Below are 17,389 nucleotides of genomic sequence, written 5' to 3'. Positions count from 1 at the left end.
GGGCCGGCTGCTCCCGGGCCGCAACCAGTTAGAACCTTGACAGTTAGAGGGCTAACGTTTAGCTTTCTAAGTATGGAGACACCGGAAGTCACGCTCACCACCAGCCTCGAGCTGATGCGCTGGATCGGATGGGCGCAGCGCAAGGCCGGCGAAGAGTGGATCCGGGCGCGCGAGCTCAGCTTCGAGCAGGCGTTCGTGCTCAGCCACCTGGTGCAGAACCCCGGTTCGATGCAGCGTCACATCGCGCAGACGACCCGCACGAGCGCCGCGAGCGTCTCGAGCCTGCTGCAGGGCCTCGAGCGCCGCGGCCTCGTCGAGCGCCGCACGGAGCCCGGCAACGAACGCAGCAAGCTCGTCTTCGCCACACCCGCCGGTGCCGCCCTCGCCGACGGCCTCGGCGGCGCGATGGCCGCCGCCGACGAGACGATCCTCGCCCCGCTCGACGAGACCGAGCGCGCCGCCCTGCACGCCCTGCTCCAGAAGATCACCGCGGTGCTGCCCCAGCCCACCCGATAACTCAGCCCACCCCATAACTCAGCCCACCCGATAACTCAGCCCGCCCCATAGCTCAGCCCGCCCGGTTAGCCGGTCCGCCCGACAGCTCAGCCCGCCCGGTTAGCCGGCCCGACCGACAGCTCAGCCCGCCCGGTTGGCCGGCCGCTCCGGAAGCCCTGCCGGCCGGTAAGGGTCAGACACGCGGGCCGCCGTGCACCCGCACCGCACAGCACGTACATACCTCGCCGCGACGGCAATCGCCGCCGCGCGCTCCGCCCTGCCCGAAAGAAGCAGCCATGAGCACCATGGATCTTGAAGTCCCGGCCAAATCCGACGCAGCGGGCACGAACCGCTGGTATCTGTCGGCTGCGCCGATCGTCCGTGCTCTCGTGCATCTCTGCGTGCCGATGGCCGCGGCGATGATTGCCGGCGCTGTCTACAACCTCATCAACGCCGGTGTCATCGGGTCGCTCCACAACACGGCGCTGCTGGCCGCGGTGACGCTCGGGTCGCCGATTCTCGGGCTGGTCATGGCGGTCGGGAACGTGTTCGGTGTCGGTGGGGGCGCGCTCATCTCGCGGCTGCTCGGCGCGTCGGAGAATGATCCTGCCAAGGCCGCCGACATCAAGCGGGTGTCGTCGTTCGCCGTCTGGGGCTCGGTCGTTGTCGGGGCCGTGCTCGGCGGGCTCGGGCTTCTTTTGCTGCACCCGCTCGTGTCGCTGCTCGGCGCGGACGGTGCTGCCACACCGGCGACGCGGTCGTTCGTTGCGGTGATGCTGGCGTTCGTACCCGTACTCGCTGCTGCGGTTTGTCTTGAACAGCTTGTCCGGGCCGAGGGCGCTGCGCGGCAGGTGATGATCGGGCTGATCGCCTCCACGATCGCGAACGTCGTCTTCGATGTGCTGTTCATTCTCGTGCTGCACTGGGGCGTGGCCGGCGCGGCGCTCGCCACCGGACTCGCGAACCTCGTCGTCATCGGCTACTTCGCCGCCTGGCTGGCCCGGCACAGCGAGCACATGAGCCTCGCGCCGCGATGGTTCGCCCTCTCCCCCGAGGTGCTGAAGCCCGTCCTCGGCGTCGGGATCGGCACGCTGCTCCAGTCGGCCTTCCTGATCGTCACCTCGCTGGTGCTCAACAACCTGGCTTCCGCGTACGGTGACGGCCCGCTCGCCGCCATGGGTGTCGCGGTCCGGATCGCGCAGGTACCGGAGTTCCTGGTCATGGGCATCACGCTGGGGGTGCTGCCGCTGTTCGCCTATTCGTACGGCAAGGGTGACCGGGACCGGCTCACGTCGGCGCTGCGCACGTCGGCGATCGCGGTGGGCGGCATCGCGGTGCTCTTCTCGCTGGTGGTGTTCGTCTTCCGCGACCAGATCTTCTCCGCGTTCGTCGCGGACCACTCGGTCCTCGCGATCGGCGTCACGATCATGACCGCGCAGCTCGTGGCGATGATCGCGAACGGGTTCACCGGGCTCATCACGTCGCTGTTCCAGGCCACCGGGCGGGCACTCGCCGCCACGGTGATGTCGGTGACGCAGGGCGTGCTGTTCATCCCGATCGTGCTGCTGGGCAACGTCTGGTTCGGGCTGAGCGGCATCATCTGGGCGCTCACCGTCACCGAGGGCATCGTGTTCGTCGTCGGGGTTGTGCTGTGGCTGGCGTCGCGCCGGGCCATCGACCGGGGCCTCGCCGAGGGCAGCCCCGAACGCGCCGAGGAGGCCCTCGAACAAGCGGAGGGCTGAGCCGCCGACATGGCGAAGGTCGAGCCGCCGAAGGCAACTAGGTTGTGCACAATTAAGTTGTGCACAATTAAGTTGTGCGCAACCTAATTGTTCAGGTGGGTCAGCGGGTGAGTTTGCCGCGCATTTCGAGGGCGATCTGGGAGGCGTCGAGGTTGGCCAGTTCGCCGGCGAGGATGTCGGCGTCGAAGGTGCCGTGGTCCCGGGCGTCGAGGAGGGCGGAGCGCTGGGCTTCGATGACGGCGATGCGGTGGTGTTTGGCGGTGGTGAAGGCTTCGGGGGTGGGGGTGTCGCCCGAGGGTTTCGGGGGGTCGGGGATCGTTTCGGCGCTCGAGCGCAGGAGGGTCATGATGCGGGTCAGTTCGGCGGTGGCCTGGTGGTCGGCGTCGGTGGCGGCCGGGCCGGTTCTCGGGGTGAGAAGGCTCATCAGTGGGCCGATGGTGCCGCCCTGGAGGAGCAGGGACATCGCCGCCACCGCGAAGGCGATGAGGACCAGGACCGAGCGTTGCGGGGTGTCCTCCGGCAGGGTCTGAGCGGCTGCCACGGTCACGGCGCCGCGCATGCCGGCCCAGACGACGGCGGTGCCCTCGCGCCAGCCGAGGGGTTCGCGGCGGAAGTATTCGATGTCGGCGAGGACCTTGGTGACGCGGCGGGCGAACTGCTCGAGGTCGCGTTCGGTGGGCGTACGCCGGCGGGAGTTGACCTCGCCGAACGTCTCCTGCATGCCCTCGGGGGTGGTCATGCGTTCGCGCATGTCCTTCACCCGGGTCTCCATCTTCACGCCGTGGCGGAGCTGACCGGCCAGGACGGCGAGCAGCGGGACGACGTACGCCGCCCGCACCAGCACCGTCAGCACGAGCGCACCGGCGGCGACGAGCACCGCGGCCCCGACCCCGGCGTGGTCGTGCTCGACGTGGGCGATGATCGACTTGATCTGGACGCCCATGGTCAGGAACACCGCGCCCTCGAGGACCAGCTCGACCGTGCTCCAGTTCTGCGAGTCCGACAGCCGGTTCTGCGGTGACAGGTAGCGCGGCGCGAAGATCCCCGTGAGCAGCCCCGCGACGACGGCCGCGACGAGGCCGGAGCCGCCGAGCAGCGTCGCGGGCACGGACGCCACGAACGGCACCGCGAACGACAGGACGGTGTTGACGGTCGGGTCGGTGACCCGGCGGCGGACCACCAGGTTGAGCCAGCCGACGAGCCAGCCGATCAGCACCGCGACGACGACCGAGTACGCGAACGTGCCGATCGCGGCCCAGAACGAGAACGACGCGGCCGACGCCACGATCGCCGTGCGCAGCATGACCAGCGCGGTCGCGTCGTTGAGCAGGCTCTCCCCGTCGAGCATCGCCACGACCCGCCGTGACACCGGCGCCTGTTTGATGATCGACGTGGCCACGGCGTCGGTGGGGCTGACGATCGCGCCGAGCGCGACGCCCCACGCGAAACCGAGCTGCGGGACGGCGAGCATGAAGAACACGCCCAGCAGCAGGGCGCTGCCCACGACGAGGATCACGGACAGCCCGCCGATCGCGCCGAACTCGCGGCGGAAGTTCATCGTGGGCATCGACACCGCGGACGAGTACAGCAGCGGCGGCAGGACACCCTCGAGGATCCATCCGGGTTCGATGTCCACCGACGCGAACATCGGCAGGAAACTCGCCGCGACGCCGATCACGACGAGCACGAGCGGCGCTGCGATCCGCAGCCGCGGGCCGAGCAGGGTCGCGGCGGCGATCACCATGAGCGCGGTCACGATGACGACGAGGAACTCGGTCACGGCGGCAGGCCCTCCCGGCGCGAGAAAGCGGTCAGCGGCGGCGCGGGCCGTCGCGCCGGACGAGGGCCAGCCCCAGACCGGTGATGATCATGAGGAGGCCGACCCCGGCGATGAGCGCGATGTTCTCGCCCGTCCGGGGCATCGTGGAGTCCGGCGGCGGTGTCGTGGTGGGCGTCGGGGAAGGTGTCGCGGCCGGGGAAGTCGACGTGGTCGGGGACGGCGACGAGGTGGCGGCCTTGACCGTGACGGACAGGCTGCGGCTGAAGGTGTTGCCGTCCGGGTCGACGCCCGTGGCGAGCAGGGTGTGCCTGCCCGGGTCGAGGCCGGCCGGGATGGTCACCGCCTTGCGGAACGCGCCGGCTGCGTCGGTGGTCGCGGTGGCGAGCAGCGTCGGGGTCGAGTAGAGGGCGATCGTGATCGTCGAGTACGGCGCGAAGCCGTCGCCGACCAGGATGATCTGCTCGCCGGGCACGGCGGTGCTGATGTCGCCCTTCGTGGTGGTCAGCGCGGGCGCCGAGGCGGGCGGTGCGGCGGGCAGCGACGGCGCGATCGGCGTCGCCGTCGCCGAGGCGGTGGAGGTGGTCGACGCGCCGCCGGCGGCGAGGGCCACGACCCGCAGCGTGTAGCGCACGCCGGCGGTGCCGCCGACCAGGCAGGACGTCTCGGTCGGGCCGGTGGCGCAGGTCGCCACCCCCGGCGTGGCCACGACGCGGTAGCCGGTGATCGGGACCGGTGTGGTGGCGGGCGGCGTCCAGGTCACCAGGATCGACGAGGTACGGGCTACAGCGGTGACGTTGCCGGGGGCGCCCGGTGCGGTGCTGCCCGTGGACGTGACCGCGGTGCCGGCCCGGCCGGGGCCGGCGGCGTTGACGGCGCGGACGCGGAACGCGTACGTGGCGGTGTTGTCGAGACCGGTGACCACGTAGGGGCTGGCCAGGGCGGTCCAGGTGGTGCCGTTGTCGGTGGAGTACTGGTAGCCGGTGATCGTGTCGTCGTCGGGGGCGGTGAAGGCCAGGGTCGCCGTGGTGTCGCCGCGGGTCACCGTGAGACCGGTGGGCGCCGCGGGCGGGGTGGCGAGGTTGAACTCCGTGTCGGCATCCCCCGCGCCGACGGCGTTGCGGGCGCGCAGGGCGACCTGGTACGTCGCTCCGGTGGTCAGGCCGGTCACGACGGCGGTGAGGGTGCCGGTGCCGGTCGTGGTGATCGGGTCGTAGGTCGATCCACCGTCGAGGGACAGCTCGTACGCGGTGATCGCGGACCCGCCGTCGGATGCCGGTGCGGTGAACGTCACGGTCGCGGTCGTGCCGGAGAAGGCGACCGTGACGATCGACGGCTGTCCGGGGACCGTGGCCGGGGTGACCGGGACCGACGGCGTGGCGGGGCCGGAGCCTGCGGTGTTGACCGCGCGGACGACGATCGCGTACGTGGTGCCGTTGACCAGGCCCGCGACGATCCGGTTCGCGGCCAGCGCGCGCCAGGTGACGCCGCCGTCGATCGAGACCTCGTAGCCGCTCGGGTCGCCGCTGCCGGCCGTGAACGCGAGCGTCGCGATCCCGTCGCCGCGGGCGACGGTCAGGCCGGTGGGTGCGCCGGGCAGCGCCGCCCGCGGTGTGACGGTGACCGCCGCCGAGGCCGGCCCGGCACCGACTGCGGTGCGGGCGCGGAGCCGGATCGGGTAGGTGGTGCCGTTGGTGAGCCCGGTGACGATGCCGGTGGCGGGCAGCGCCGTCCAGGTCACGCCGTTGTCGGTGGACACCTCGTAGCCGGTGATCGGGCTGCCGCCGGTGGCGGGCGCGGTGAAGCTGACCGAGGCCGAGGCGTCGCCCGCGGAGGTGGCGACCGAGGTGGGTGCGCCGGGCAGGCCGGCGGGGGTGACCGTGGTGGTCGCGCTGGGTGCGCCGGTCCCGGTCGCGTTCACGGCCCGAAGCTTTATCCTGTACGCCGTCCCGTTCGTCAGCCCCGCGACGACACCTCCCGCGGGCAGTACGGCCCACGTGGTGCCGTCGTCCACCGACACCTCGTAGCGCGTGACGGGTGAGCCGCCGTCGGAGGCGGGTGCGGTGAACGTCACCGTCGCCGACGAGTCGCCACGTGCGGCGCTGACGGCGGTGGGCGTACCCGGAACGGTCGAGGGTGTGACGGTGACCGACGCGGGGATGCCCGCGCCGACGTCGTTACGGGCGCGGACGCGGATCGTATAGGTGGTCCCGTTCGTCAGCCCGCCGACGGTCAGCGACGCGGGCAGCGCCGACCAGGTCGTGCCGTCCAGGGAGTACTGGTAGTCCGTGACCGGCGAACCGCCGTCGGACGCGGGCGCGGTGAACACGAGGGTCGTGCTGCCGTTGCCCGCAGCCGCGGTCAGCCCCACCGGCGCCCCGGGGGTCGTCGCGGGCGTCACCGTCACCGCGGTGCCGGCCGGGCCGGTTCCCACGTCGTTGCGGGCGCGCAGGCGGATCGCGTACGCGGTCCCGTTGGTCAGGCCCGTGATCACGCCATTGCCGGGCAGCGCCGACCAGGTCACGCCGTTGTCCGTGGACACGTCGTAGCCGGTGACCGGGCCGGACGGCGGGATGAAGTAGACCGAGACGGAGGCGTCGCCGCGGGTCACGGTCACCGATCCCGGCGCGGCGGGCAGCCCGGACACCGGGGTCACGGTGACGCCCGCACTCGGTGCGCCGATGCCCGCGTCGTTGCGGGCGCGGACCCGGACGGTGTACGCGGTCCCGTTGCTCAGCCCGCCCACGGTGTTCGACGCAGCGAGGGTGGCCCAGGTCGTGCCATCGTCGGTGGACACCTCGTAGCGGGTGATCGGCGAACCGCCGTCGGCCGGCGCGGTGAACGTGACGGTCGCCGTCGAGTCCCCGGGTGCCACGCTCAGACCCGTGGGGGCGCCGGGCACGGTCGCGGGGGTGACGGTGGCCGGCGCGGATGCCGGGCCGGTGCCGGCGCTCGTGCGGGCGCGGAGCCGTACCGTGTAGGTGGTGCCGTTGGTGAGCCCGGTGACCGTGCCGTCGGCCGGCAGCACCGCCCACGTGGCGCCGTTGTCGACGGACACGTCGTACCCGATGATCGGGCTTCCGCCGTCGGAGTCCGGCGCGGTGAACGTGACCGTGGCACCGCGGTCCCGGCCGACCGCGACGACGCCGGTGGGCGCGCCCGGCACGGCGGTGGGAGTCACCGGCGGCGCCGACGCGGACGGTCCCGCGCCGACGTCGTTACGGGCCCGCAGGCGGATCGTGTACGCGGTCCCGTTGGTGAGGTCACCCACGGACGACGAAGGGGGCAGCGCCGACCACGTCGTGCCGTCGAGGGAGTACTCGTAGCCGGTGATCGGCAGGCCCCCGTCGTAGGACGGCGGCGTGAACGACACCGTCGCGCTGCGGTTGCCCGGGGTCGCGGTGACCCCGGCCGGCGCGGCCGGGTTCGTCGCGGGGGTCACGGTGACCGGGGCCGACGGCGGTGAGACGCCGTTGTCGTTGACCGCGCGGACGCGGACGGCGTAGCTGACGCCGTTGGTCAGCCCGGTGACGACCCCGTTGCCGGGCAGCATCCGCCACGTGACCCCGTCGTCGACGGACACCTGGTAGCCGGTGACCGTCCCGGTGGCGGGCGTATAGGTCACGGTCACGGAGGCGTCGCCCCGGGTCACCGCGACGTTGCCGGGCACGCCGGGCAGCCCGGCGGAGGGTGTCGCCGTGGCGTTGTCACTCCCGGCGCCGGTGCCGACGGCGTTGCGGGCGCGGACCCGGACGGCGTACGTGGTCCCGTTGGCCAGCCCGTCCACGGTCTGCGACGCGGGCAGCACGGTCCACGTGGTCCCGTTGTCCACGGACACGTCGTAGCCGGTGATCGCGGCGCCGCCGTCCGATGCGGGAGCCGTGAACCGCACCACGATCGACGCGTTGCCCGGCGTGGCGGTCAGCCCGGCCGGCGCCCCGGGAACGGTTGCCGGGATGGCGATGACCGACGAACTCGCCTGCCCGGCTCCCACGCCGTTGCGGGCGCGGACCCGCACGGTGTAGGTCGCGCCGTTCGTGAGCCCCCCGACGACCCGGGAAGCGGGCAGCGCGGCCCACGTCACACCGTCGTCGACGGACACGTCGTAGCCGGTGATCGCGGAACCGCCCACGCCGGCGGGCGCGGTGAAGCTCACCGAGATCGAGGCGTTGCCCGGCGTCGCGGCGAGATCCGTGGGCGCACCGGGGACAGCGGCCGGGGTGACGGCGACGGCGGCGCTGGCCGGGCCGACACCGGCGGAGTTGCGGGCACGGAGCCGGATCGCGTACGCGGTGCCGTTGGTCAGCCCGGTGACGACGCCGTTGGCGGGCAGGACCGCCCAGGTCGCGCCGTTGTCGGTGGACACCTCGTAGCGGATGATCGCCGAGCCGCCGTCGGACGCGGGCGCGGTGAACGTGATCGTCGCGGTGCCGTCCCCGGGTGCGGCGGCGACGTTCGCCGGAGCGCCGGGAAGAGCTCGCGGTGTCACGGAGACGGAGGCGCTCGCCGGGCCGGCCCCGACATCGTTGCGGGCGCGGACCCGGACCGGGTACGTGGTCCCGTTGGTCAGCCCGCCGACGGTGAGTGAAGCGGGCAGCGCGGACCAGGTGGTGCCGTCGAGCGAGTACTCGTAGCCGGTGATCGCGGAGCCGCCGTCGGAGGCGGGCGCGGTGAACGCCAGGGTGGCCGTGGTGTCCCCCGCTGTCGCGCGCAGCCCGGCCGGTTGTCCCGGCACGGCCGCCGGGGTGACCGGGGCGCTGTCGCTCGCCGGGCCCGGGCCCGCGGCGTTGACGGCGCGGACGCGGACGGCGTAGGTGGTGCCGTTGCTGAGCGCGGTGATCCGGTTGCCGGCGGCCAGGGGTGCCCAGTTCCAGCCGTCGTCGGTGGACACCTCGTAGCCGGTGATCGCGGACGAGCCGGTGTTCGCGGGTGCGCTGTAGGTGACCGTCGCCGAGCTGTCGCCGCGGGTCGCGGTCAGGCCGGTCGGTGCGCCGGGCAGGCCGTTCACCGGCGCGGCGGAAATGCTGTCGGTGGCGGCTCCGGGACCCGCTGCGGTGACCGCGCGTACGCGTACCCGGTAACTGGTCCCGTTCGTGAGCCCGGTGACGATCCGGTCCGGGGCGACGGCTGCCCAGGTGCCGCCGTCGTCGACGCTGACCTCGTACCCGGTGATCGGGCTGCCCCCGTCGGACGCGGGCGCGCTGAAGTACAGGTACAGCTGCCCGTCACCGGACGTGACGTTGAACGCGGCCGGCGCGTCCGCGGTGGTCGCCGGGGTGACCGTGACGCTGTCGCCGGCCGCGCCCTCACCGGCGGCGGTGACGGCGCGGACCCGGATCGGGTACGCGGTGCCGTTGGTCAGCCCGGTCACGGTGCCGGTCAGGGTCGCGCCGCCGGAGACGGTCAGCGGATTCCAGGTGGTGCCGTCGTCGACGGACACGTCGTAGCCGGCCACGGCGCTGCCCCCGGTGTCCGCGGGCGCCGTGAAGGTCAGCGCCGCCGAGGAATCCCCGGGGGTCGCGGTCAGTGCGGTGGGTGCGGCCGCGGTGGTCGCCGGGGTGACGGTGACGCTCGCGCTGCCAGGTCCGGCACCGGCGGCGTTACGGGCGCGGACACTTATCCGGTACGCCGTCCCGTTGGTCAGCCCCGTGACGACGCGGTCCGCCGCGAGCGCCGTCCACGTGATCCCCTCGTCGACGGACGCGTCGTACCCGCTGATCGGGGACGAGCCGACCGACGCGGGCGCGGTGAACGTCAGGGTGGCACTGGCGTTGCCGGGTGTCGCGGTCAGCCCGGTCGGTGCTCCCGGACGGCCCGGCGACGGGGTGACGGACACCGCGTCGGAGGCGGGTCCGGTGCCGACGGTGTTGACCGCGCGGACGCGTACGGCATAGGCGGTCCCGTTGGTGAGCCCGGTGACCACCCGGTCGGCGGGCAGCGTGACCCACGACGTGCCGTTGTCGGTGGACACGTCGTAGCGGGTGATCGCGTCGCCGCCGTCGCTGACCGGCGCCCGGAACGCCAGCGCCGCCGTCGTGTCGCCCGGATTCGCCGTGAGCCCGATCGGTGCCTGCGGCACGGTCGCCGGGGTGGCCGTCGCGCTGTTGCTCGCCGGTCCCGGCCCGGCGCTGTTGCGGGCGCGGACCCAGAACTCGTACGCCGTCCCGTTCGTCAGCCCGCCGACGACCCCGCCCGCGGCCAGCGCCGTCCAGGTGACCCCGGCGTCGGTGGAGTACTCGTACCCGGTGATCGCACTGCTGCCCGGATCGGCCGGCGCGGTGTAGGTCAGCGTGACGCTCTGGTCGCCCCGCGCGGCAGCGAGCCCGGCCGGCGCCCCCGGCACCCCGCTGATCGGCGTGACCGTGACGGCGGCGCTGGACGGCCCGGTCCCGACGCTGTTGCCGGCCCGCACCCGCAGCGTGTAGGAGATGCCGTTGCCGAGCCCGGTCACCGTGCCGGTCCGCGCCGCGCCCGATCCGGTGGCGGTGAACGCCGACCACGTGCCGCCGTCGTCGGCCGACACCTCGTAACCGGTGACCTGGTCGCCGCCGTCGTCCGGGGCGGTGAACATCAGCGTCGCGCTGCCGTCCCCCGCGGTGGCGGACAACCCGCCCGGCGCGCCGGGGCTGGTCGCCGGGGTGACGAGCGTGCTCGCGCTCACCGCGCCGGGTCCCGAGCTGTTCACCGCGCGGACCCGGACCGTGTACGTGACGCCGTTGGTCAACCCGGTAACCGTACGGTCGGCCGCGAGCGACGCCCACGTCTGCCCGTTGTCGGTGGACACCTGGTAGCCGGTGACCGGGTCCCCGCCGTCGGAGGCCGGGGCGGTGAACGTGAGCGTCGCGCTGCCGTTGCCGCGCTGGGCGGTCAGGCCGGTGGGCGCCGCGGACGTGGTGGCCGGGGTGATCGAGACGCTGGCGCTGGGCGTTCCGGCGCCGACGCCGTTGACCGCGCGGACCCGGATGACATACGTCGTGCCGTTGGTCAGCCCGGTGACGGTGTGGTCGGCTGCGAGGGTGTTCCAGGTCGCGCCGTTGTCGGTGGAGACGTCGTAACCGGTGATCGGGTCGCCGCCGTCCTGCGCGGGCGGGGTGAACGTCAGGGTCGCGGTGTGGTTGCCCCGCGATGCCCGCAGGCTCGTGGGCGCGCCGGGCACTGCGGCGGGGGTGACGGTCACGCTCGCGGAGGACGGTCCCGCCCCGACGTCGTTGACGGCCCGGACCTGCGATGTGTACGCGGTCCCGTTCGTCAGTCCGCTCACCACCCGGGAAGCGGGCAGCGCCACCCACGTCGTCCCGCCGTCGGTGGACACCTCGTAGCCGCTGATCGCGCTGCCGCCCGGATCGGCGGGGGCGCTGAACGCGAGCGTCGCGCTGCGATCGCCGCGGGTGGCCGACAGCCCGGTCGGCGCCCCGGGCAGGCCGTCCACGGGGGTGACCGTGACGGCGGTGCTCGCGGGGCCGGCTCCGGTGCTGTTCACCGCGCGTACCCGGACGGTGTAGGTCGTGGTGTTGGTCAGGCCGGTGACCGTGCCGTTCGCGGGCAGGGTGGCCCAGCTGACGCCGTCGTCGGTGGACACCTCGTAGCGGGTGATCGGCGAACCACCGTCGTTGGCCGGGGCGGTGAAGGTGACCACGGCCCGGCCGTCACCCGCGGTCGCGGACACCCCGGTGGGAGCGCCGGGAACCGTCGACGGTGTGGCGGTGGTGCCCGCGGTGGGTGTGCCGGCACCGACGCTGTTCACCGCGCGTACGCGGAACGTGTAGGACGTGCCGTTCGTCAGCCCCCCGACGATCCGGGAAGCGGGCAGCGCCGCCCACGTACCGCCGTCGTCGGTGGACACGTCGTAGGAGCTGATCGGGTCGCCGCCGTCGGACGCGGGCGCGGTGAAGGACAGCGTCGCCGTGCCGTCGCCCATCGCCACGGACAGCCCGGTCGGCGCGCCGGGAGTCGTCGCGGGCGTCACGGTCGCCGAGGCGCTCGCCGGCCCCGGACCGGAGGCGTTCACCGCGCGCACCTGGACCGTGTACGTGGTCCCGTTCGTCAGGCCGGTCACGACTTTCGAAGCGGCCAGTGCGGCCCACGTAGCGCCGTTGTCCGTGGACACGTCGTAGGAGCTGATCGGGCTCGCACCGGTCATCGCCGGCGGTGTGAACGTCAGGGTCGCGCTGCGGTCGCCCCGCACCGCGGACAGGCCGGTGGGCGGGTCCGGGGTGTTCGGCACCGGGGTCACGCTGACCTGTGCGCTGGACGCGCCGGCGCCGACGGCGTTGAGGGCCCGGACGCGGACGGCGTACGGCGTGCCGTTGGTGAGCCCGGTGACGATGCCGGACGCGGGCAGCGCCGCCCACGTCGCGCCGTCGTCGGTGGAGACCTGGTAGCCGGTGACCGGGCTGCCGCCCGTGCTCGCCGGTGCCGTATAGGTCACCGTGATCTGGGTGTTGCCCGGAGCGGCGGCGACGCCGGTCGGGGCGCCGGGCACGGTCGCCGGGGTCACGGTGGCGGTCGCGCTGGGAGCTCCGGCGCCGCCGAGGTTCAGGGCTCTGACGCGTACGGAGTAGGTGATGCCGTTCGTCAGCCCGGTGACGGTCGCCGTGTTGGTCGTGCCGGATGTGGACACGGTCAGCGCCGACCACGTGCCGCCGTTGTCCGTCGACACCTGGTAGCCGAGGAGGGTGTTGCCGCCGTCGGCCGGCGTCGTGAACGTCAGCACCGCCTGGCCGTTACCGGGGACGGCGGTGAGTCCGGTCGGCGCGTACGCCGCACCGCGTGGGGTGGCCGAAGCGCTGTCACTGGCCGGGCTCGGGCCGGTCGGGTTGAGGGCTCGGACCCGGATCGCGTACGTGGTGCCGTTGACGAGCCCGGTGAGGGTCGCGTTGCGCATGCCGAGCAGGCCGTCGGTCGTGGCGAGCGCCGACCAGGTGGTGCCGTCGTCGGTGGACGCCTCGTAACCGGTGATCGCGGCGCCACCGTTCGCCGAGGGCGGCGCGAACATCAGGGCCACGGTGGTGTCCCCCGCGATCGCGACCAGCCCGGACGGTGCCGTGGGGGCGAGGGCTGGCAGGACCACGGCGGTGCCCGCGCTCGCCGCGCCGGTGCCGCCGAGGCTGTACGCGCGGACGCGCAGCGCGTACGTCCTGCCGTTGGTGAGGCCGGTGACCGTACCCGTGTTGGTGGTTCCGGACGTCGTGACCGCGAGCCCCGCCCACGTGGAGCCGTCATCGGTGGAGACCTGGTAGCCGAGGATCCCGTAGCCGCCGTCGTTCGGGGTGGTGAACGTCAGGGTCGCCTGCGTGTTGCCGGGCGCGGCGGAGAGGCCGGTCGGCGCGTACGGTGCCCCGCGCGGGGTTGCGCTCGCACTCCCGCTCGCCGGGCCGGGGCCGACGGTGTTGAGCGCGCGGACGCGTACGGCGTACGTGGTCCCGTTGGTCAGGCCGGTGATCGTCGCGTTCTTCACCCCGAGGAGGCCGTCGGTGGTGCTGAGCGTGGTCCAGGTGGTGCCGTTGTCGACGGACGCCTGGTACCCGGTGATCGCGCTGCCCCCGTTGGCGGCCGGTGCGGCGAAGCTGAGCGTGACCGACGAGTCCCCGGCGCCCGCGACCAGCCCGGTCGGCGCGTCGGGCGCGAGGGTCTGCAGCGTGACGGACGCCGCCGTGCTCGCGATGCCGGTTCCCGCGAGGTTCAGCGCGCGGACCTTGAGCGCGTAGGTCGTGCCGTTGGTCAGGCCGGTGACCGTGCCGGTGCTGGTGGAGCCCGTGGTGGTGACCGTCAGCCCGTTCCAGGTCGCGCCGTTGTCGGTCGACACCTGGTAGCCGAGGATCGCGTTGCCGCCGTCGGCCGGCGTGGTGAATGTGACCGTCGCCTGGCGGTCACCGGGGGCGGCGGTGAGATTGGCCGGCGCGTACGGGACACCGCGCGGCGTAGCGCTGACAGCTGCTGTAGCAACGCTGGTACCCACGGCGTTGACCGCGCGGACCTTCACCGCGTACGCGGTGCCGTTGGTCAGACCTGTGATCGTGCCATTCCGGACGCCGAGCAGGCCCGCGGTCGTCGTGAGCGGGCTCCACGTGGTGCCGTTGTCGGTCGACGCCTCATAGCCGGTGAGCGCGCTTCCGCCCGTGTTCGCCGGGGGCGCGAAGGTGACCGCGATCGAGGCATCCCCGGCGATGGCGACCAGCCCGGTCGGCGCGTCGGGCACCAGCGCGGGCAGCGTCACCGAGGCCGGCGAGCTCGCGATGCCGTTACCCGCCAGGCTAATCGCGCGGACCTTGAGCGCGTACGTGGTGCCGTTGGTCAGGCCGGTCACCGTGCCGGTGTTGGTGGTGCCGGCCGTCGTGACCGTCAGCCCGTTCCACGTCGTGCCGTTGTCGGTGGACACCTGATAGCCGAGCAGCGCGTTGCCGCCGTCCCCCGGCGTCGTGAACGTGACGGTCGCCTGGCGGTCACCGGGCGCGGCGGTGAGGTTCGCCGGGGCATACGCCACACCGCGCGGCGTGGCACTGACAGCCGCTGTAGCGACGCTGGGACCCACGGCGTTGACGGCGCGGATCTTCACCGCGTACGCCGTACCGTTGGTGAGGCCCGTGATCGTGCCGTTCCGGACGCCCAGCAGGCCCGCGGTCGTGGCGAGCGGACCCCACGTCGCGCCGTTGTCGGTCGACGCCTCATAGCCCGTGATCGCGCTGCCACCCGTGCTCGCCGGGGGCACGAACGTGACCGCGATCGAGGCGTCCCCCGCGACGGCGATCAGCGTCGTCGGGGCATCCGGCACGAGCGCGGAGAGGGACACGGTGGTGGCCGAGCTCGCCGCTCCGGTGCCGGCGAGGTTCACGGCCCTGACGCGTACGGGGTAGACGGTCCCGTTGCTGAGGCCCGTCACGGTCGCGGTGTTGGTCGTCCCGGCCGTGGTGACCGTCAGCCCGTTCCAGGTCGCGCCGTCGTCCGTCGACACCTGATACCCCAGGATCGCGTTGCCGCCGTCCCCCGGCGTCGTGAACGTCAGCGTCGCCTGACCGTTGCCCGGGACGTTCGTGAGATTGGCCGGCGCGTACGGCGCCCCCCGCGGAGTCACCGTGACGCTCGTGCTCGCCGGGCTCGGGCCGACGGCGTTCACCGCACGCACCCGGACCGTGTACGACGTCCCGTTGGTCAGACCGGTGATCGTCGCGTTCCGCGCGCCGAGCAGACCGGCCGTCGTGGCGAGCGCGCTCCAGCTCGTGCCGTTGTTCGTGGACGCCTCGTAGCCGGTGATCGCGCTGCCGCCGTTGCTCGCCGGGGGCGTGAAGCTGACCGCGATCTGGGCGTCCCCGGCGACGGCGATCAGCCCGGTCGGGGCGTCGGGCACGAGCGCGGCGAGGGAGACGGTGGTGGCTGAGCTGGGGACTCCGGTGCCGGCCAGGTTCAGGGCTCTGACGCGTACGGGATAGGAAGTGCCGTTGGTAAGCCCTGTCACGGTCGCCGTGTTGGTCGTCCCGGCCGTGGTGACCGTCAGCCCGGCCCAGGTCGCGCCGTCGTCGGTCGACACCTGATACCCCAGCAGCGCGTTGCCGCCGTCGGCCGGCGTCGTGAACGTCAGCGTCGCCTGGGCGTTACCCGCGACGGCGGTGAGATTCGCCGGCGCATAGGGCGCACCCCGCGGCGTCGCGGTGACCGCAGCCGTCGACGGGCCCGGGCCGACGAGATTCACCGCCCGGATCTGGAAGGTGTACGCCGTCCCGTTCGTCAGCCCGGTGACGTTCCCGGACAGCCCCAGCACGCCCGTCGCGGCGAACGCCGACCACGTGGAGCCGCTGTCGGTGGACACCTCGTACCCGGTGATCGCGCTGCCCCCGTTGTTCAGCGGCGGCACGAACGTCAGGTTCACCTGCGCGTCCTGGCCCACGGGGATCAGCGCGGTCGGCGCGTCGGGCGCTGTCGCGGGCGTGACGGTGGTGCTCGCGCTCGCCGTGCTCGTGCCGACGGCGTTGACCGCCCGGACCCGTACGGTGTAGGCGATGCCGTTGATCAGGCCCGTCACCGTGCCGGTCCTCGTGCTGGACCCGGTCGTGGTCAGCGCCGCCCACGTGGTGCCGTTGTTCGTCGACGCCTCGTACCCGGTGATCGCGCTGCCGCCGTCGCTCGCCGGCGGGGAGAACGTCAGGATCGCCTTCGACGGGCCGGGAACCGCGGACAAGCCGGTCGGGGCGCCCGGCACGGTCGGTGCGGCGATGCGGAGCAGGTAGTTGTTGTCCGTGTCGCCGGCCAGCACCGTGCTCGCCGCGGTCGCCACCAGAGCCGGGATCGTGCCCAGCGGCGAGCTCGTCGAGGTGCCGGCGACGGGCGTACCCGTGCCGCCCGTGCCCGCCACGAGCGTCGGCGCACCGAGCCCGGCCAGCGTGAACGACAGGATCTGATGGCTGTAGTTCTCCGCGACGTAGAGGATCGAGGCGCTGTCGAACGCCATCGCGTACGGCGCCGGGACCGGTGAGGTGATGCTGCCCGGCACGGGGGTCGCGGTCGTCCCGGAGCCGGCGAAGAAGCTCAGCACGTTCGCGGTGCTGACCTGGTAGATGCGCTTGTTGCCGATGTCTCCGACGTAGAGGTTCCCGGTCGTGTCGACGGCGAGGCTGGCGGGCTGGTTGATCTGCGTCAGCGTGGCGACGCCGCCGAGAATCGGGGTGCCGGCGGTGCCCGTCCCGGCGTACCGGGTCAGCGCTCCCGCCGCGGTGATCTTCACGACCTGGGCCTGGCTCACACAGCCGACGAAGAGGTTCCCGGACCCGTCGACCGCCATGCTGTCGGGCCGCACCGCCGTCGAGGTCGCCGATCCCGCTACCGGCGCGGTCGTCGTCCCGTTGCCGGCGAAGACCGACAGCGTCCCGCCGGTCGTGACCTTGAAGACCCGCGCGTTGCCGTAGTCCCCGACGAACAGGTTCCCGCTGCCGTCCACGGCGAGCGCCTTGACACTGCTCGACAACGGCGACGACGTCGCATCACCGGCAACAGCCGCCCCGCACGTCCCGTTACCCACCGCCGGGGACAGCGTCCCCGCCGCGGAAATCTTGACGACCCGGCACGCGGAGCGCACGTACACCCAGACGTTGCCCGCCCCGTCGGTCGCCATCGCGTCCGGATGCCCGATCGGACTCGACCCGACCGGACCGGCCACGGGGGCACTCGCCGCGCCCGTACCGCCGTAGAGGGACAGCACGTACCCGCCCGCCGCCGCTGCCGGGCCGGACAGACCGACCACCGCTGACAGCGAAACCAGGACAATGATCGTGAACAGCGCCACCGCCCGGCGTGACGTCATCGACTCTCCTACGAGGCAGGCAGCGCGTGATCACCGCCACTCGCGAGCCTATTCAGAATAAAGCTCGCAAACCTCGCACATTCA

At 73.1% G+C, this 17,389-nt stretch carries 4 protein-coding genes; 2 read left to right on the top strand and 2 right to left on the bottom strand.

Annotated elements, in window-relative coordinates:
* Window positions 1-72 precede the first annotated feature (72 nt).
* Both Aco04nite_RS17090 and Aco04nite_RS17085 read left to right on the top strand, forming a co-directional pair.
* Window positions 73-516, top strand: a complete 444-nt coding sequence (locus Aco04nite_RS17090; RefSeq protein ID WP_212998200.1) for a MarR family winged helix-turn-helix transcriptional regulator — start codon at window positions 73-75, stop codon at window positions 514-516.
* Between the two features lie 275 nt (window positions 517-791).
* Entirely contained in the window at window positions 792-2,237 is a 1,446-nt protein-coding gene (locus Aco04nite_RS17085) for an MATE family efflux transporter (protein ID WP_212998199.1), read from the top strand.
* Between the two features lie 100 nt (window positions 2,238-2,337).
* Here Aco04nite_RS17085 and Aco04nite_RS17080 read toward each other — a convergent pair whose 3' ends face one another.
* Together Aco04nite_RS17080 and Aco04nite_RS17075 are read right to left on the bottom strand one after the other, a co-directional pair.
* Window positions 2,338-4,017, bottom strand: coding sequence for a cation:proton antiporter (locus Aco04nite_RS17080; protein WP_212998198.1), 1,680 nt, complete (start codon window positions 4,015-4,017; stop codon window positions 2,338-2,340).
* 31 nt (window positions 4,018-4,048) lie between these two features.
* Window positions 4,049-17,305: a fibronectin type III domain-containing protein gene (locus Aco04nite_RS17075; protein WP_212998197.1), complete on the bottom strand. Its 13,257-nt coding sequence runs from the start codon at window positions 17,303-17,305 to the stop codon at window positions 4,049-4,051.
* Between the last annotated feature and the right edge of the window lie 84 nt (window positions 17,306-17,389).

Origin of the sequence: Winogradskya consettensis, from assembly GCF_018332715.1 — a bacterium.
In the GTDB taxonomy this organism is placed as follows: Bacteria; Actinomycetota; Actinomycetes; order Mycobacteriales; family Micromonosporaceae; genus Actinoplanes; species Actinoplanes consettensis.
Note: the sequence above shows the minus strand (reverse complement) of the source record. Positions and strands in the feature narration are given on the sequence as shown.